This window comes from Halococcus thailandensis JCM 13552 (assembly GCF_000336715.1).
Lineage (GTDB): Archaea > Halobacteriota > Halobacteria > Halobacteriales > Halococcaceae > Halococcus > Halococcus thailandensis.
In genome coordinates this window covers 1-15,540 of record NZ_AOMF01000149.1, presented here as the reverse complement: position 1 = coordinate 15,540, position 15,540 = coordinate 1, and the positions used below count along the sequence as shown (strand labels likewise).

Genomic DNA, 15,540 nt, shown 5'->3' with positions numbered 1-15,540 from the left:
GGTGATCGCCGCCTCGTCGGTCGCGGCGACGACCGTGCCGTCGGGTTCACGAACCACGCCGGCGGCGGCTTCGAGCGTGGTGACTTCCGTGTTTTCGGAGATCGTCCGCGTCTGCCCGCACTGTCGACAGCGCTCGACCCGTTTGGCCGTCCGAACGACCTCGTCGCCCTCCTCGTCGCGCTCGCGCTCGATCTCGCTCTCGCCGTAGTCGTGCCCGAGCAGCGAACACTTGACTCCCATCGGGATGTGCTTTCGCATCGCGTGCAATAAAGTCTATTGTTAGCCGCCGAGGGATAAGCGTAAGACCGGTCCGGACGAACCCCGTTCCATGAGGGCAAAGCGCGAGTTTCGCGACCGCGGCGACGTCGAGGTGGCCATCCTCGACGCGCTGGTCGACCGTCAGGAGGGGCTGACGGTGTTCGAACTCCGCTCGCACGCCGACACCGGTATCGACGAACTCGAGGACGCACTCGCCGCACTCAACGACGACGGTCTCATCGAGACCGAAACCGAGGACGGGCGTTTACACATCACGCCCGACGAGCGAGTGGTGCCCGATCCCGACGAGGACAACCACGAGCCGACGTTCTTCGACCGCCTCCGCGAGCGCTTCGGGCTGTAAGACACGCCTTATCCGCGATCGGCCCCAATCGTGGGCAATGACGCTCGTCGAAACGCTTCACGAGTCCCACGGCGCGACCTTCGAGGACCGGGGCGGGGTCCGCGTCGCCGCCCACTACGGCCGGCCCGATCGCACCCATCTGGCCGTCAGAAACGTCGTCGGCGTCGTCGAGATGGGCTACGGCGTTCTCACCGTCGCCGGCGAGGACCGGATCGAGTTCGTCGACAACGCCGTCTCGAACCGCGTCCCCCGCGAGGACGGAGCGGGCTGCTACGCGCTTCTCTGTGATCCACAGGGCAAGATCGAGACCGACCTCTACATCTACACCACCGCCGAGCGCCTGCTTGTGTTCACGCCCCCCGAGCGCGCCGCCGCGGTCGCCGAGGAGTGGTCGGGAAAGACGTTCATCCAGGACGTCGAGATATCGGTCGCGACCGAGGCATTCGGCGTCTTCGGTGTCTACGGCCCGAAGGCAACCGAAAAGATCGCGAGCGTGCTCAACGGCGCGAGCTCGCCCGAGTCGAAACTCGCCTTCGTCCGTGGCTCGATGGGCGACGACGGCGTGACGGTGATCCGCGACGACGGGCTCACCGGGGAGGAGGGATACACGGTCGTCTGCGACGCCGACGCGGCAGAATCGGTGTTCGACACGCTCATCAACAACGGGCTGAACGCCGCGCCGTTCGGCTACGATACGTGGGAGGCGCTCACGCTCGAAGCCGGAACGCCGCTGTTCGAGAGCGAACTCCGTGGGCGGATCCCGAACGTGCTCGGCCTGCGAAACGCGCTCGACTTCGAGAAGGGCTGTTACGTCGGTCAGGAGGTCGTCTCGCGCGTCGAGAACCAGGGTCGGCCGAGCCGCCGCCTCGTCGGACTCGCGCCCGAGGCGCTCCCGGAAGCGGGTGCGGCGGTCTTCGACGGGGATCGGACCGTCGGCGAGGTGACGCGCGCGGTCGAGAGTCCCGTCCACGAAAAACCGATCGCGCTCGCGCTCTGTGAGTTCGCTCTCGATGCGGACGAACTGACGGTCCGGATCGACGGCGAGGAACGTGCCGCGACTGTCGAGACGCTCCCGTTCGTCGACGGGAGCGACCGGTCGGCGCGACTCCCCGACTACTGAGATCGCGAGAGCAGCGTTTTGAGGCTCTCCGGCGAGAACAGCGTGGAGGGTTTGTCCATGTGGACGCCGATCTTCCCCGACAGTGCCGACAGTCCTGCCCGCTGGACGGTATCGGGCAGCGAATATGCCCGGCGAACCCAGTGGCCGAGGCGGATCTCGCGCACGAGATCCGAGCGCCAGGCCCGTTCGTATTCGCCGAGCGTATCGGGACTCCGGGGGTCGATCTCGCGGGCGGCGTGATCGGCGGCGGTCATCCCGTAGAGGATGCCGCCGCCGGTGAACGGTTTTGTCTGGGCGGCGGCGTCGCCGACGAGGAAGGCTCGATCGCTCGTGACGCGCTCGGCCGGCCCGATCGGGATCATTCCGGCGCAGGTCTCGCCCGTCTCGACGCCGTACGCGTCGAGGAATCGGTCGAACAGGTCGGTCGCGTTCTCGCCCGGCGCAGCTCCGAGCCCGTACTCGACGCCGGCGTCGCCTCTGGGGATGCGCCAGGCGAAAAATTCGGGCACCGTGAGGTGGACGTCGACGTGTGAGCCCGGATCGCGTTCTTCCGAAAAGGCGAGGATGCCCTGGAGTTTCTCGCCCGGTTCGGGCATCCCGAGTTCGCGCCGCACCCGCGAGACCGGCCCGTCACAGCCGGCGACCATCCGCGTGCGGACGGTCTCGGTGCCGTTGGGCGTGCGCATTCGAACCGTCACGCCGTCGGTGTCCTCGTCGAGCCCGACGACGCTGTGGTTCTCCCGGAGATCGGCACCCGCTTCGCGGGCCGCGCGCGCGAGCGTGCGATCCAGACCGACCCTGTCGATGACGTTCGAGATGGTCTCGTCCTTGTAGAACAGGTGGCTCTCGCTTCCGGGACCGCCGACGTGAAAGCGTGCCCCCGAAACCTCGTTCTGCAACAGCTCGTCGCGCGCGCCCTCGGGCGTGAAGTTCCAGATATCGGTGCTGACGTGGCCCGAGCAGGCGAGCGGGCGTCCCACCTCGCCGCGTTCGAGACAGAGCACGTCGTGGCCCGCCCGCGCGGCCTGTCGTGAGAAGCGCGAGCCGGCGGGTCCGGCCCCCACGACGACGAAATCGTACATCGAGTAGATCTACCCGCCGTCGGTCAAGTATCTTCTTTCTCGACCCCGTGACCCAACCTCCCCACCGATCCGATCGCATCCCTCAGAGCGACTCGGCGACATCCTCGGCGAAGTAGGTCAGGATCAGGTCCGCGCCGGCGCGCTTGATCGACAGCAGCGACTCGCGAGCCACGGCGTCGATGTCGAGCCAGCCCTTCTCGGCCGCGGCCTGCAACATCGCGTACTCGCCGGAGACGTTGTAGGCCGCCACGGGCTGGTCGGTCCGTTCGTCGACTCGCTGGACGACATCGAGGTAGGGGAGTGCCGGTTTGACCATCAGTACGTCCGCACCCTGCTCGACGTCCAGATCGACCTCCCGGAGCGCCTCGTCGGCGTTCGCGGGGTCCATCTGGTAGTGGCGGCGATCGCCGAAGGCCGGCGCGCCGTCGGCGGCATCCCGAAAGGGTCCGTAGAACGCGCTCTCGTATTTGGCGGCGTAGCTCATGATCGGTACGTCGGTGTGGCCCGCCCCGTCGAGCGTCTCCCGGATCGCACCGACCATCCCATCGGTGGCACTGCTCGGAGCGACCATGTCCGCCCCCGCTGCGGCGTGGCTCTCGGCGATCTTCCCGAGTAACTCCAGTGTTTCGTCGTTGTCAACCGTGAGGCTCGTTTCCCGTTCGCTCGTCGCTACGCCGCCGTCGGTTTCCGCACGCTCCCAGCGCTCACGTGCGCCGTCGTCGAGCACGCCGCAGTGGCCGTGATCGGTGTACTCGCAGAGACAGACGTCGGTGATCGCGAACACGTCGGTTTCGTCGGTGATGCGCCGGAGCGCGCGCTGGACGACGCCGTCCTCGGCCCACGCGCGCGTCCCGCGCGAATCCTTCGACTCGGGGATGCCGAACAGGATCACCGATTCGACGCCCGTCGCCTCGATCTCCTCGACGCGCGCGACCGCCTCGCTCACGGGCACGCGCTCGTGGCCCGGCATCGACTCGATCGGCTCGCGTTCGTCGGTCGTGGCGTCGACGAACATCGGCGCGATGAGATCGCTCGCCTGCAACGCCGTTTCGCTCACGAGATCGCGGAGCCCGTCCCGGCGGAGCCGTCGCGGGCGATGCGTGAGATCCATGTGTTCACTCCGCCCGCGAGCGGCAAAACACCCGCGGCATGACGCAAACGATTTAGGAGCCTGCGGAGTAGCCCCGGTTGATGGCCGTTCCGGTCCTCCAAGTCGCCGAGATGCCCCCCTATCTCCGTGACCTACTCGACTCCGAGTACGCCCTCGTCGCGCTCTTCGGCGTGTTCGTCCTCGAAGGAGCCATGCTGATGTACTTCATGCCGAGCGAGGCCATCGTCCCCGTCTCGATCGGCCTGCTCGGCCACTCGGTGCCGAGCATCGCGACGATCATCGGCGTCGCCGTGCTCGGCGCGACCGTCGGACAGGTCGGCCTGTTCGTGCTCGCCAAGCGCGGCGGCCGCGAGTGGCTGCTCGAAAAGCGCTGGTTCCGGGTCAGCGAATCCACTCTCGACCGCTTCGACGGCTGGTTCGAGCGCTGGGGCCCCGTCGTCGTACCGGTGAGCAACGCCCTCCTGTTCACCCGCGGGATGCTCACCGTGCCCGCCGGCTTCGCCGAGATGAGCACCCGGAAGTTCGTCGTCCTCTCGGCGATCGGCACCGTGATCTTCGAGTCGGCGCTCGCGGCGATCTCGCTCGGCGTCATCGAAGTCGCGTTCTGAAACTGCTTTCCGCAAACGATCTCAGTCGTCCGCCGGGGCCGCGTCCACGCCCGTCCCAGTCGCTCCGGCTGCCGTGTCCGCTTCGAGCGCCTCGGCCAGTAGCTCGGAGAGGCCGACGATCTCGATGCGGTCCTCGAAATCGCCCGTCTTCCGGCCGTCCTCGTACATCGTCATGCACATCGGGCAGGCGACGACGAACTTCTCGATCTCGTTTCCGGCGTCGGTGTCTTCGAGCGCCTCGCGCAGGCGTTCCTCGCTGGGTTTGGGCTCCTCGTCGAAGTCCATCCAGAGCCCGCCACCGCCGCCGCCACAACAGAACGAGTTCGCCCGGTTTCGCGGCATCTCGTGGAGATCCGCACCCGTGCGCCGGACGAGATCGCGCGGCGCTTCGAACTCGTCGTTCATCCGGCCGAGATGGCAGGGATCGTGGTAGGTCACGGTGTAATCGAGTTCGGTTCCCGAGAGATCGAGCGCACCGGTGTCGGCGAGCTCTTGGACGACCTGCGTATAGTGGTGGACGTCGATCTCTCCATCAGAATTCCACTCGACGCCCTCCAGCTCGGGATACTCGTTTTTGAACGTGTTGTAGCTGTGGGGATCGGTACAGACGAGCGTCTCGAACTCGCAGTCGTCGAAGGCGGCGGCGTTGTCCTCGGCGAGCATCTCGTAGAGCCCCTCCTCGCCGACTCGTCGCACGTCGTTGCCGTCGTTCTGTTCGTCCTCGTAGAGGATGCCGTAATCGACGCCCGCGTGCTCGAAGATCGTCGCCATCGAGCGCGCGATGCGCCTGTTGCGCTCGTCGTAGGAGGGGTAGTCGCCGACGTACCAGAGATATTCGACTGGGCCATCGCGCGCGTCCGGCACGTCGAACTCGAGCTCCTCGACCCAGTCCGGGCGCTTGCGCTCGGGTTCGCCGAACGAGTTGCCCTGCTGGAAGACGTCCATCATCGTCTCCTGGACGTTGTCGTCCATCTCGCCCATCTCGGTCAGCCGGCGGTTCATCTCGGTGAACTGCGGGACGTGCTCGATGTCGACGGGACAGGCGTCCATGCAGGCCATACAGGACATGCAGGACTCCATCGTGCGCGAATCGATGACGCTCGCGCCGCCATCGGCGACGATCTCCTTCGTCTCGCCGCCGGCGTCGACCGACTCGCGGTACTTCTTGAGATCGAGGATCACGTTCCGGGGATCGAGCGGTCGGCCCGACGCCTTGGCGGGGCAGACCGACGAACAGCGGCCACATTTGGTACAGGCGTCCTGATCGAGCATCTGTTTCCAGGACATGTCCTCCACTTCAGTATAACCGATCTCGTCGGGGGCTTCGTCGGCCGGCACTCTCGGGAGGCGGACGCCCGATTTCTCGTCGCGCGTGACGACGTTGGCGAAACTCGACAGCATGTGGAACGGTTTGGCGTACGGCACGGCGGCGACGAACCCGAGCGCGAGCAGCGAGTGCGACCACCACGCGGCCGGATACACCGTGGTCGCGAACTCCTGGGAGACGCCAGCGCCCTGGAAGACGAGCGCGACGAACCAGCCGACGAAGCTCACCGTCTCGAAGTCGGGGAAGCCGGTCGCGAGAATGCGCACGCCCTCGACGAGATAGCCGCCGACGCCGAGGAGGAACAGCGTCCAGACGAACGCTCCGTCCTCGAGGCTCGTGTGTCGATCCCAGAGTCGCTCGTTGCGGACGCCGTACCGCCGGTAGATCGCCATCCCGAGGCCGACGACGAACAGCAGCCCCAGCGCGTCCATCACCAGCGAGTAGGAGAGATAGAAGTCGCCGATGAAGAAGGACTGGCTTTCGCCCAGAAGGCCGGTGACGAGCTGGTAGCCGTCCATGTCGATCATCAGAATGGTGGTGCCGATCAGGAGGGTGAGAAAGCCCCACATGATGAACGCGTGCATCAGCCCGCCGTAGAGATCGCGGTTGAACTGCTTCTCATTTGAGAGCACGATCTTGACGGCGCTCGCCACTCGTTCGGGCAGATCGTCGAGTCGGGCGACGGCGTCGTCGGTGCCACGGAGATAGCCGGCGAATCGATCGTAGACTCCGTAGAGCAGTATCGCGATCGCCAGGAAGGCCAGGAAGTAGAACAGCGCCTTCCCGATTGGGCCGATCCGCCAGAAGGTCTCCCGGGTGATGGTTTCACCGGCCTGCAGCACGAGTGTCATTGATTATCGTTGGAGTGTCGGGCGGCCGGGTTAAGTCTTGCCAACGCACACCGTCTGCTGTCGGGCGGGAACGGGGAAACCGATGTTCCGTTCACTCTTCCGTCGTTCGGTAGTACGCGACCGGCGCGTCGTCCTCCTGGCGAACGCGTTTCTCGACCACTTCGTCGGCGGTGAGCCGCTCGAGCGCCATCTCGACGAGCAGTTTCGAGCGGCTCTTCGACGTCTGCCAGTCGAGCGCCTCGACGAGCGCCGCCAGCGGCTCGAACCCCTCCGATTCCGGGCCGGCGTCGCGGAAGAAGTCCTCGACGCAGTACGCTCGCCCGTCTTCTTCGAGGATCTCCTCGACGCGCGCACGGACGTCCCGTGTCGGCTCGGCCGCGTCCCACTGCGATTCGGTGAGTACCATGCCCCACCTTTTCCCTCGGTTGCTATACGTTTACTGCCGGCAACCCGCCCGCTCACAGCAGCGCCCAGACGAACAGCGCGCAGGCGAACGCGAGGGCGGGACCGTCGAGCGCGGCGAACCGTAGCGCCGGCAGCGTCGGATTCCAGGCGAAACAGCGGGCACGGAGCGCCACCGCGAGCCTGTCGGCCCGTCCGTTCGCACGGCGGATGCCCGCGATGGCGACGAGTTTCATCCGTTCGGCGAGCGATCGCTCGCTCCCGAGACGCGCCCGCATCGCCGCCCGCGCCCGCGAGAGATCGCCGAGCACCACCGGCAGAAAGCGGAAGACGAGCGCCACGCCGACGCCACAGAGTCGCCCGAGTCGCCCCGGCAGCAGTCGCTGGACGGCCGCCCGCGAGTCGCGTACCGGCGTCGTCCTGACGTACGCGACGCTCACGACCAACACGAGCAGGACGCGATAGCTCGCGAGCGCCGGCGCGATCGCCTCGGTAGGCACGATCCACGGTGGAGCCGGCGAGAACGCGGCGAGCAACGGTCCGGCGAGGACGAACGGGAGCGCGTAGCGGACCTCCCAGACGGCGACCTGCGGGGGGAGCTCCGCGACCACGAGAACGACGCCCACGAGCACCGTCCCGATCGCGAGCCCGCGCGGGCTGGTGTGGGCAAACGCCGCGAGCGCGAACCCGATCTGTACGGCGAGTTTCGCCCGGGGGTCGAGTCGATGGGCGATCGATTCTCCAGGATCGTAGCTCAACACGGCGCGCGAACGGCGAGGCCCGACAGCTGTTCGCGTGCGCGTTCGGGATCCGTATCGAGCGCTACACGCCCCTCGTTCATGACGAGCACGCGGTCGGCGAGCGCGAGCACGTCCCGCAGGTCGTGCGTGACGACGACGATCCCCGTTCCCGCGTCGCCGAGCGCATCCAGCCGCGAGAGCACCGACTGGCGCGCCGGCTGATCGAGTCCGGCGAACGGCTCGTCGAGCACGAGATGGTCGGGCCCCATCGCGAGCGCGCCAGCGATGGCGACGCGTGCCTGCTCACCGCCCGAGAGTCGGTCGATGCGCTCGTCACCGCGCCCGTCCATTCGTACCGCCGCGAGCGCGCCCGCGACACGCTCGTCGATCTCCCTCCTCGCGAGCCCGAGGTTCTCCGGCCCGAAGGCGACGTCGGCGGCCACCGTCGCGGCGACGAACCCGTCACGGGGATCCTGGAACGTCATCGCCACGGCCGTCCGGGCGGCCACGACGTTCTCGTCGACAGGTTGGTCGTTCACCGACACGCTCCCCGCATCGGGATCGAGCAGCCCGTTGAACTGCCGGACGAGCGTCGACTTGCCCGACCCGTTCGGGCCGGCGAGCACGACGAACGAGCCATCCCGGATCGTGAGCGAGACGTCGTCGACGGCCGGAGGGCCCGATTCGTCGCTCCCGTACCGAAAGGTCAACCCACGCGTCTCGATCATGCGGCGGTCATCACGTCGCTGCGGACGATGCCGACGGCGGCGGCGATCTTCAGCAGCTCGGCCGGGACGAACACCGCCGCGCCGACGAGAAACGCCTCGACGGGCCCCAGGTTCTGGACGATCATCATCCCGGCCACGCCGATCGTGTAGATCACGCCCGTGCCGAGCGCCAGCCCGCCGACCAGCCGGACGAGTCCCACTGTTCCCGGTTCGACTGGTGTGCGACCGCCGTGGACGATGCCGCCGATGACGGCCGCCGCGAGCGGGTAGGAGAGCAGATAGCCGGCCGTCGGGCCGACCAGAACGCCCATCCCCGCCGCCCCACCGGCGAAGATCGGCGCGCCGAGCGCGCCCGCGAGTAGATACAGCCCGCAAGCCACGCCGCCCCACAGCGGCCCGAGGAAGATCCCGGACAGGAAGACGCCGAGGACTTGCAGCGTCACCGGTGCGGGCGAGATCGGGTTCGGAAAACTCACGTAGGCGAACGCGCCGGTCAGAGCGGCGAACAGTGCTGCACGGGCGAGGTTGCCCACCACTTCGTCGCCGACGAGCTCGGTGTCGGTGTTCTCGATGCTCATACATCCACCCTTCCGTCAACCCACATAATATGATCGGTTGACGAACGCGCTGTTGCCGGCGGCAGGCTTTTACCGATAGCTCGCCGACAGTTCGGTCCCACACCGATGGACGAGAAAACGGAATCGCTACGCGACATCTTCATCGACGTCACCGAGGAGTCGACCGTGACCGAACATCAGGAAGACGTGCGCGGCTCGCTCACGCGCGACGGCTCCACCGAGGAACGCACCGCGGACGTCGTCGCGGCGATGGGCGATCGCTACGACCTCCCGACGAGCCTCGACGACGCCCAGCGCGTCGATCTCGTCGCAGCGTTCTACGCGGGCGCGGACGACGAGTCCATCGCCGAATCGCTCGACACCAGCCCCGAAACCGTCGAACGCACCCGCCTCGCGCTCCACCTCGTCCGCGAGCGCGAGACCGACGGCCCGATCGAACTGAGCGAGCTCCGCGAGCGCCTCGCCGACACCGACGTCGCGACGGTCGCCGCCGACCTCGACACCAGCCCCGAAACCGTCGAGCGCTACCGCCGTGTCGCCGAGACGCAGGCCGCCCGCCGCGCCGTCGGCGATCGCTTCCGCGAAGCCTTCGACGAAATCTATCTCGACACCGACCTCGCCAGCCACACCGACGACGTCACCCGCGACGGGCTCGACGAGGCGACCGAAGGGATGGAGAACGAGCTTTCGCTATAGTACCTTTTTACTTCGGGGCATCGCTCGCCTTCGGCTCGCTCAACCCCTCGCAAAAAGCTACGCTAAAAACTTCCCGCTCACTCGGCCTCCAGCCTCGTTCGCGGTGAACCGCGCTCACTTCGTTCGCTACTCGCTCCCTGTGGTCGCTTGCGTACCTCGCCCTTCATCCGCCAGGCCCACACCGCAACTGCACCGCCGACCGCAGCCGGCGGCTGCGACCGTTGCGCCAGCTACCGCCTCGGGCCTACCCGTGAGTGAACCCGCGGTCGGGGAGGGGGTCCCCGTCGAGCGTGACACCGTCCTCGACGACCGACCCGATACGCGTGACGGCCACGGGCGAGCCCTCGCGGACCGTTTCGAGATCGTCCTCGGAAACCGTGAAGACCAGCTCGAAATCCTCGCCGAAGAACACGCCGAGTTCGTGAGCCTCGCCGGGATCGTCGGCGACTTCCGTGACGGATTCGTCGATCGGGAGCGTCTCTGAAACGCTCATTCCGCACTCGCTCGCGTCGGCCAACTGGTGCAGCGAGCGCGCGAGCCCGTCGCTGCTGTCCATCATCGCGGTTGCATACTTTCCGATGGACTGCCCCGCTGCGACCCGTGGGCTGAAGCGGAATAGTTCGTTCGCGCGCGCGTCGTCGCCGCGCTCGAACAGCCCGAGTGCCGCCGCGCTCCGCCCGAGCGTGCCGGTGACACAGATCGCCTCGCCGGGGCTTGCGCCCGAGCGGAGAACCGGATCGTCGGCCCGCCCGAGCACCGTCGTCGCCGCGGTGAACTCCTCGTGGGTGTCGAGATCGCCGCCGACGTACTCGGCAGCGACCGACTCACAGACGTCGCTGGCTCCCTCGACGAACGCCGTCAACTCGTCCTCGTCGAACGCGGGGGCGGCGTAGACCGCGACCGCCGCGCTGGCCGCCCCGCCCATCGCCGCCACGTCCGAGAGCGAGGCCGCGACCGCTCGCCAGCCGGCCGTGTATCTGGTGGTGCCGTCGGGGAAGTCGGTCGTCTCGTGGAGCATGTCCGTCGTGAGCAGCGACCCGTCGAAGACCGCACAGTCGTCACCGGCTCCCGCGACGCGCCCCGAGAGCAGCGCGAGCGCCGCCCGTTCGTCCATGCCCCGGATGACGGGGCGGCGACCAAAACCGGTCCGGTTTGCCCGAGGGACCGACGGCGGGCGTTCCGGAGGGTTCATGCCACGGTCGGTCTTTCGGCGGATATGACACGCGGCGGAAACCTCAGAGCGACGCTCGTCGGTTTCGCGGGCGCGCTCGTCGCTCTCGCCGCTCTCTCGTTGCTCGTCGGTATCGAGGACATCCTCGGTGCGCTGTCGCTGGCCGACCCCTCGGTGATCTTCGTCGTGATCGCTGTCGCGATCTGCTGGCTCACGGCCTGGGGACTCTCGCTGCGCACGGTGTTGGGTGTGCTCGGCGCGCCGATCACGGCCCCGGTCGCCGTGCTCGTCTTCGCGGGCGCGACCTTCGCCAACAACGTCACGCCGTTCGGCCAGGCCGGTGGCGAACCGGTGAGCGCGCTGCTGGTCTCGCGGGCCTCCGACAGCGAGTACGAGACCGGGCTGGCGGCGATCGCCAGCGTCGACGCGCTCAACTTCGTCCCCTCGATCGTGCTCGCGCTGATCGGATTGGGTTACTTCACGACGAGAATCACCTTCGGCGAGAACCTCCTGCTCGTCTCGGCCGTCGTCGTCGGTTTCGCGATCGCGCTGCTCTTCGCCGTCTACTTCGGCTGGACGAACCGCTATCGTGTCGAGCGCGTCGCCGTCGACACGTTGACCCCGCTCGCCAGACGAGTCGGTGGGTTCGTCCCGGGGCTCTCGCCGCCGAGTCGCGCGGGGCTCGAACGCCGCATCGAGGGCTTCTTCACCGCCGTCGAGCGCGTCGGCACCAACCCGCGGGGACTGCTGCTCGCGCTCTGTTTTTCGGCCGCTGGCTGGATCGGTCTCGCCACGTCTCTCTGGCTCTCGCTGTTCGCGCTCGGCCATACCGTCCCGGCGGCGGTCGTGCTCGTGGCGATTCCTGCGGGCGCGATGGCCGGTGTCACGCCGCTTCCGGGTGGTTTGGGCGGCGTCGAGGCGGTCCTCGGTGCGCTCGTGACCGCGACGACCGGCAGCATTCCGGCGGCGACGGTTCTTGCGGCCGTCCTCATCCATCGCGGAGCGACCTACGCGCTGCCGACGGTCGTTGGCGGGGCCACCGCCGCAGTGCTCGCCGACCGGTGACACGGACCGGCGGTCGAACGCTAACGACGCGTTTAAACCCCGCGCCGAGCGTTTTGGAAGCATGGCAACTCTCTACGACGTTCCGGCGAACGAGCTCATCGCGGCCGTCGCCGCGGAGCTCCCCGATTCGGTCGACGAACCCGACTGGGCACGGTTCGCCAAGACCGGCATGAGTCGCGAACTCCCGCCCGAACAGGACGACTTCTGGCGCACCCGCGCCGCGAGCCTCCTCCGGCGCGTCGCCATCGACGGCGAGATCGGTGTCGACCGGCTCACGACCGCCTACGGCGGCTCGAAGGGTGGCTCGAATCGGTACACGGTCGCTCCGACGAAATCCACCGAGGGCAGCGGGAAGATCATCCGTACCGCGCTCCAGCAGCTTGAAGAAGAGGGACTGGTCGAGACCGCCGAAGGTGAGGGGCGACGGGTCACGCCCGAGGGTCGTAGCCTGCTCGACGAGACCGCCGGCGACGTGCTCGCCGACCTCGATCGTCCGGAACTCGAACGCTACGCCTGAACTTTCTCGTACTGTCGGACGGGGCCGATCGGAATCTCCTGACACGAACAGCCGATCGCCAAAGCGTGGTTCCGAAACCCGTTCTTCGAAGACATCTGCCCGACAGTATCAGCGCTCGCGCTCGACGACGAACTCCGCGAGATCACGGAGATAGCCCGCGGCCTGTTCGTCGGCCAGCTCGACGGAATCGAGTGCCGATAGCGCCGCGTCGGCCTTTCGGCGTGCGCGATCGGTCCCTTCAGCGGGCGTGAGATCGGTGATCTCGACGAACGACGGCCGCTCCATCGCGCTGTCCTGGCCGGTCGGTTTGCCGAGTTCGTCGGCGTCGGCGGTCGCGTCGAGCACGTCGTCGCGGATCTGGAAGGCGACACCCACTCCCTCGGCGTACTCGCCGAACGCCTCGACGGTGCGCGCGTCGGCGTCGGCCGCCACCGCGCCCAGTTCCGCGGCCGCGCGAAAGAGCGCGCCCGTCTTCCGGCGCGCTAGTTCCATGTACTCGTCCTCGGCCGTCGGGTGGTCGACGAGTTCGGTCGCTTCGCCCTCACCGAGTTCGACCAGCGCCTCGCTGACGACCTCCATCGCCCGTTCGTCGGTGGCGAACAGCGCGAACGCCTCGCCGAGCAGGCCGTCCGAGGTGATGAGCGCCGGGCCGTAGCCGAACGATGCCCACGCGCTGTCGGTCCCCCGGCGGACGGCCGAATCGTCGATGATGTCGTCGACGACCAGCGACGCGCTGTGGACGAGTTCGATGCCGACCGCGAAATCGACCGCCGCCTCGCTATCGCCGCCGGCGGCCTCGCAGGCCAGCATCGTGACCGTCGGGCGGACGCGCTTGCCGCCCGAGAGCGCGACGTGGGCGATCCGCGCGCCGAGCGTGTCGGGTTCGACCACCTCGCAGACGGCTTCGAGGCGGTCCTCGACGAGCGCCCGCCGGCGTTCGAGATCGTCCATCGTCCGATGTTGGGTCGGCGCGTGAAAGTAGGTGACGGTCCCGCCATCGATCCCTCGCTGCCGATATGCCGTGTCACTCCTGAACGTATGGTTCGTATTTCTCAGAGCTTTTGTAGTTCAGACGCCTATCAACAACGATGATTGCTGATACACCGACCGGTTCCGAGCGCGAGTGGTGTCACGACGCGCTCGACGGCACTTCGCGCACCTTCGCCATCACCGTCGATCTGCTCGACGAGCCGATGGCGACGCAGATCTGTGTCAGCTACCTGCTCTGCCGGATCGCGGACACGATCGAGGACGCCGGCCACATCCCGCCGAACGTCCAGAGTACGCTGCTTCGCGACTACGATCGCGTGCTCGATCCGGACGACGACCACACGATCGAGGCGTTCGAGCACGCCGTCGAGCCCTGGCTCCCCGACGACGGCGGCGAGGATTGGCGCGTCGTCGCCAACGCACCGCGGGTGCTCCGGGCGTTCGAATCGCTCGCACCCGACGCGCGCGCCGCAGTGCTCGATCCCATCCGCGAGCTCGTCTCCGGGATGGCGCTGTTCGTCGAGCGCCACGCCGACACCGACGGCCTTCGGATCGAGACGATCGAGGAACTGGAGGAATACTGCTGGTACGCCGCCGGGACGGTCGGCACGCTCGTCACGAACCTCCTCGCCCGCGATGCCGGCCCCGAACGAACCCGCAAACTCCGTGAGACCGACCGTTCGTTCTCGTTGCTCCTCCAGCTGGTGAACGTCGCGAAGGACGTCAGCGACGACTATCGCGAGGAGAACAACGTCTATCTCCCGATGGAGTGGCTCCGCGCCGAGGACGTCGACCCGGAAAACGTCTGTGAGCCGTCGAACACACAGTCGGTCGCGCGCGTCATCCGCCGCGTCACCGATCGAGCGGAGAGCTACGCCGACGACGCACGGCGCTATCTCGCCGCCGCACCCGAGACGAACGGCAACACGCTCGCGGCGTGGGCGGTGCCGTATCTGCTCGCGATCGGAACACTGCGCGAACTCGACGCCCGCGCCGAGGACGTGCTCCGCGAGGGCGGGGTGAAGATCTCTCGTGCGGAAGTGCTCGCGATCGTGGGTCAGTTCGCTACCGACGACAACCCGCCGCTCGAACGGCTGCGGACGGAGATCGAAGCGCAGCCGTACGATCTCGCGGTGGCCGAATCCTGAAAAAGAAGAACTCGCCTCAGAGCGCGGGCGGTTCGCCGCCGAAGGCTTCGATGAGGGCGGGAACGACGTCGAAGAGGTCGTCGACGACGCCGTAGTCGGCGAGATCGTAGATGGGAGCGCTCGCGTCGGTGTTGATGGCGACGATGGTGTCGGCACCCTTCATGCCGGCGACGTGCTGGACGGCCCCCGAGATCCCGATGGCAATGTAGACGTCGGGCGTCACGACTTTCCCGGATTGTCCTACCTGTCGGTTTTTCGGGAGCCAGCCGTTGTCGACGATCGGGCGCGAGGACGACAGCGTCGCGCCGAGCGTGTCGGCTAATTCCTCGACGAGCGCGATGTTTTCCTCTTCCTCGATACCGCGGCCGACACTCACGAGCACGTCGGCGTCAGTGATGTCGACGTCACCGCCGCCGACTTCTTGGAAGCCAGTGACCGTCGATCGGACGGCCGATTCGTCGATCGAGTCGTCGAACTGGCTGATTTCGGCCTCACCAGTACCCTCGGCGGGTGGCCACTCGCCGGGGCGGATCGTCAGTGCCACCCGATCGGCGTCGACTTCGACGACCGTTTCGACTTTCGAGCCGTACATCTCGCGGGTGACCGAGAGGGTATCACCGTACTCGACGTCGATGGCGTCGGTGACCAGCGGGAGCGACAGACTGTTAGCAACAGCCGGTGCGTAGTCGAGCCCATTGACGGTGTTGGGAAGCACGAGCAGTTCCGGAGCCAGTTCGTCGTAGAGCGCTTCGACGGTTTGCGTGTAGACGTCGTGGTTGAACTC

Annotated in this window: 18 protein-coding genes; 7 read left to right on the top strand and 11 right to left on the bottom strand. The window is 67.4% G+C overall.

Features of this window, described 5'->3' with window-relative positions; all coding sequences use genetic code 11:
• The coding region (locus C451_RS08695) for a DUF7093 family protein (RefSeq protein ID WP_007739777.1) at positions 1 to 240 on the bottom strand (240 nt) is incomplete at its 3' end.
• Between the two features lie 88 nt (positions 241 to 328).
• On the opposite strand from C451_RS08695, the gene C451_RS08690 reads away from it, so the two are divergent.
• Entirely contained in the window at positions 329 to 622 is a 294-nt protein-coding gene (locus C451_RS08690; RefSeq protein WP_007739776.1) for a DUF6432 family protein, read from the top strand.
• 37 nt (positions 623 to 659) lie between these two features.
• Complete coding sequence (gene ygfZ / locus C451_RS08685) at positions 660 to 1,742, top strand: CAF17-like 4Fe-4S cluster assembly/insertion protein YgfZ (RefSeq protein ID WP_007739774.1); 1,083 nt, start codon at positions 660 to 662, stop codon at positions 1,740 to 1,742.
• Here the strand turns inward: ygfZ and C451_RS08680 are convergent.
• Both C451_RS08680 and hemB read right to left on the bottom strand, forming a co-directional pair.
• Positions 1,736 to 2,824: a geranylgeranyl reductase family protein gene (locus tag C451_RS08680; protein WP_007739773.1), complete on the bottom strand. Its 1,089-nt coding sequence runs from the start codon at positions 2,822 to 2,824 to the stop codon at positions 1,736 to 1,738. The genes ygfZ and C451_RS08680 overlap by 7 nt on opposite strands.
• An 82-nt stretch (positions 2,825 to 2,906) precedes the next feature.
• On the bottom strand, positions 2,907 to 3,935 hold the full coding sequence (gene hemB / locus C451_RS08675; RefSeq protein WP_007739772.1) for a porphobilinogen synthase: 1,029 nt from the start codon (positions 3,933 to 3,935) through the stop codon (positions 2,907 to 2,909).
• An 80-nt stretch (positions 3,936 to 4,015) separates the two neighbouring features.
• Here hemB and C451_RS08670 point away from each other — a divergent pair, with 80 nt between their 5' ends.
• On the top strand, positions 4,016 to 4,543 hold the full coding sequence (locus tag C451_RS08670; protein ID WP_007739771.1) for a DedA family protein: 528 nt from the start codon (positions 4,016 to 4,018) through the stop codon (positions 4,541 to 4,543).
• Positions 4,544 to 4,564: 21 nt separating this feature from the next.
• Here C451_RS08670 and C451_RS08665 read toward each other — a convergent pair whose 3' ends face one another.
• From C451_RS08665 to C451_RS08645, 5 genes are all read right to left on the bottom strand, one after another.
• Positions 4,565 to 6,721 carry a heterodisulfide reductase-related iron-sulfur binding cluster gene (locus tag C451_RS08665; protein ID WP_007739770.1) on the bottom strand — a complete coding sequence of 719 codons (2,157 nt, stop codon included), beginning with the start codon at positions 6,719 to 6,721 and terminating at the stop codon, positions 4,565 to 4,567.
• A 91-nt stretch (positions 6,722 to 6,812) separates the two neighbouring features.
• Positions 6,813 to 7,127, bottom strand: a complete 315-nt coding sequence (locus C451_RS08660) for a hypothetical protein (protein WP_007739768.1) — start codon at positions 7,125 to 7,127, stop codon at positions 6,813 to 6,815.
• A gap of 52 nt (positions 7,128 to 7,179) precedes the next feature.
• A complete protein-coding gene (locus C451_RS08655; RefSeq protein ID WP_007739765.1) occupies positions 7,180 to 7,884 on the bottom strand; it encodes an energy-coupling factor transporter transmembrane component T family protein in 705 nt (234 codons plus the stop codon).
• Complete coding sequence (locus tag C451_RS08650) at positions 7,878 to 8,591, bottom strand: energy-coupling factor ABC transporter ATP-binding protein (protein ID WP_007739763.1); 714 nt, start codon at positions 8,589 to 8,591, stop codon at positions 7,878 to 7,880. Before C451_RS08650 ends, C451_RS08655 begins: the two co-directional genes overlap by 7 nt.
• On the bottom strand, positions 8,588 to 9,169 hold the full coding sequence (locus C451_RS08645) for a biotin transporter BioY (protein ID WP_007739758.1): 582 nt from the start codon (positions 9,167 to 9,169) through the stop codon (positions 8,588 to 8,590). The genes C451_RS08650 and C451_RS08645 overlap by 4 nt, the downstream gene beginning before the upstream one ends.
• 105 nt (positions 9,170 to 9,274) lie before the next feature.
• On the opposite strand from C451_RS08645, the gene C451_RS08640 reads away from it, so the two are divergent.
• Positions 9,275 to 9,865, top strand: coding sequence for a hypothetical protein (locus tag C451_RS08640; protein ID WP_007739756.1), 591 nt, complete (start codon positions 9,275 to 9,277; stop codon positions 9,863 to 9,865).
• A 244-nt stretch (positions 9,866 to 10,109) separates the two neighbouring features.
• Here the strand turns inward: C451_RS08640 and thiL are convergent, their stop codons facing one another.
• Positions 10,110 to 10,979: a thiamine-phosphate kinase gene (gene thiL / locus C451_RS08635; protein ID WP_007739752.1), complete on the bottom strand. Its 870-nt coding sequence runs from the start codon at positions 10,977 to 10,979 to the stop codon at positions 10,110 to 10,112.
• A gap of 102 nt (positions 10,980 to 11,081) precedes the next feature.
• On the opposite strand from thiL, the gene C451_RS08630 reads away from it, so the two are divergent.
• A complete protein-coding gene (locus C451_RS08630; RefSeq protein ID WP_007739751.1) occupies positions 11,082 to 12,101 on the top strand; it encodes a lysylphosphatidylglycerol synthase transmembrane domain-containing protein in 1,020 nt (339 codons plus the stop codon).
• A 61-nt stretch (positions 12,102 to 12,162) separates the two neighbouring features.
• Entirely contained in the window at positions 12,163 to 12,618 is a 456-nt protein-coding gene (locus C451_RS08625) for a 30S ribosomal protein S19e (protein WP_007739750.1), read from the top strand.
• A gap of 108 nt (positions 12,619 to 12,726) precedes the next feature.
• On the opposite strand, the gene C451_RS08620 is transcribed toward C451_RS08625, so the two are convergent.
• On the bottom strand, positions 12,727 to 13,569 hold the full coding sequence (locus C451_RS08620) for a polyprenyl synthetase family protein (protein WP_007739749.1): 843 nt from the start codon (positions 13,567 to 13,569) through the stop codon (positions 12,727 to 12,729).
• Positions 13,570 to 13,706: 137 nt separating this feature from the next.
• Here C451_RS08620 and C451_RS08615 point away from each other — a divergent pair, with 137 nt between their 5' ends.
• On the top strand, positions 13,707 to 14,756 hold the full coding sequence (locus tag C451_RS08615; protein ID WP_007739748.1) for a phytoene/squalene synthase family protein: 1,050 nt from the start codon (positions 13,707 to 13,709) through the stop codon (positions 14,754 to 14,756).
• Between the two features lie 16 nt (positions 14,757 to 14,772).
• Here C451_RS08615 and C451_RS08610 read toward each other — a convergent pair.
• On the bottom strand, positions 14,773 to 15,540 hold a 768-nt coding region (locus C451_RS08610; protein WP_007739747.1), incomplete at its 5' end, for an electron transfer flavoprotein subunit alpha/FixB family protein.

What these genes read in the sequence shown, in the direction of transcription:
- C451_RS08690 (WP_007739776.1), top strand. Translation starts at nt 329, where the DNA reads ATGAGGGCAAAGCGCGAGTTTCGCGACCGCGGCGACGTCGAGGTGGCC.
- ygfZ (WP_007739774.1), top strand. Translation starts at nt 660, where the DNA reads ATGACGCTCGTCGAAACGCTTCACGAGTCCCACGGCGCGACCTTCGAG.
- C451_RS08680 (WP_007739773.1), bottom strand. Translation starts at nt 2,824, where the DNA reads ATGTACGATTTCGTCGTCGTGGGGGCCGGACCCGCCGGCTCGCGCTTC.
- hemB (WP_007739772.1), bottom strand. Translation starts at nt 3,935, where the DNA reads ATGGATCTCACGCATCGCCCGCGACGGCTCCGCCGGGACGGGCTCCGC.
- C451_RS08670 (WP_007739771.1), top strand. Translation starts at nt 4,016, where the DNA reads ATGGCCGTTCCGGTCCTCCAAGTCGCCGAGATGCCCCCCTATCTCCGT.
- C451_RS08665 (WP_007739770.1), bottom strand. Translation starts at nt 6,721, where the DNA reads ATGACACTCGTGCTGCAGGCCGGTGAAACCATCACCCGGGAGACCTTC.
- C451_RS08660 (WP_007739768.1), bottom strand. Translation starts at nt 7,127, where the DNA reads ATGGTACTCACCGAATCGCAGTGGGACGCGGCCGAGCCGACACGGGAC.
- C451_RS08650 (WP_007739763.1), bottom strand. Translation starts at nt 8,591, where the DNA reads ATGATCGAGACGCGTGGGTTGACCTTTCGGTACGGGAGCGACGAATCG.
- C451_RS08645 (WP_007739758.1), bottom strand. Translation starts at nt 9,169, where the DNA reads ATGAGCATCGAGAACACCGACACCGAGCTCGTCGGCGACGAAGTGGTG.
- C451_RS08640 (WP_007739756.1), top strand. Translation starts at nt 9,275, where the DNA reads ATGGACGAGAAAACGGAATCGCTACGCGACATCTTCATCGACGTCACC.
- thiL (WP_007739752.1), bottom strand. Translation starts at nt 10,979, where the DNA reads ATGGACGAACGGGCGGCGCTCGCGCTGCTCTCGGGGCGCGTCGCGGGA.
- C451_RS08630 (WP_007739751.1), top strand. Translation starts at nt 11,082, where the DNA reads ATGACACGCGGCGGAAACCTCAGAGCGACGCTCGTCGGTTTCGCGGGC.
- C451_RS08625 (WP_007739750.1), top strand. Translation starts at nt 12,163, where the DNA reads ATGGCAACTCTCTACGACGTTCCGGCGAACGAGCTCATCGCGGCCGTC.
- C451_RS08620 (WP_007739749.1), bottom strand. Translation starts at nt 13,569, where the DNA reads ATGGACGATCTCGAACGCCGGCGGGCGCTCGTCGAGGACCGCCTCGAA.
- C451_RS08615 (WP_007739748.1), top strand. Translation starts at nt 13,707, where the DNA reads ATGATTGCTGATACACCGACCGGTTCCGAGCGCGAGTGGTGTCACGAC.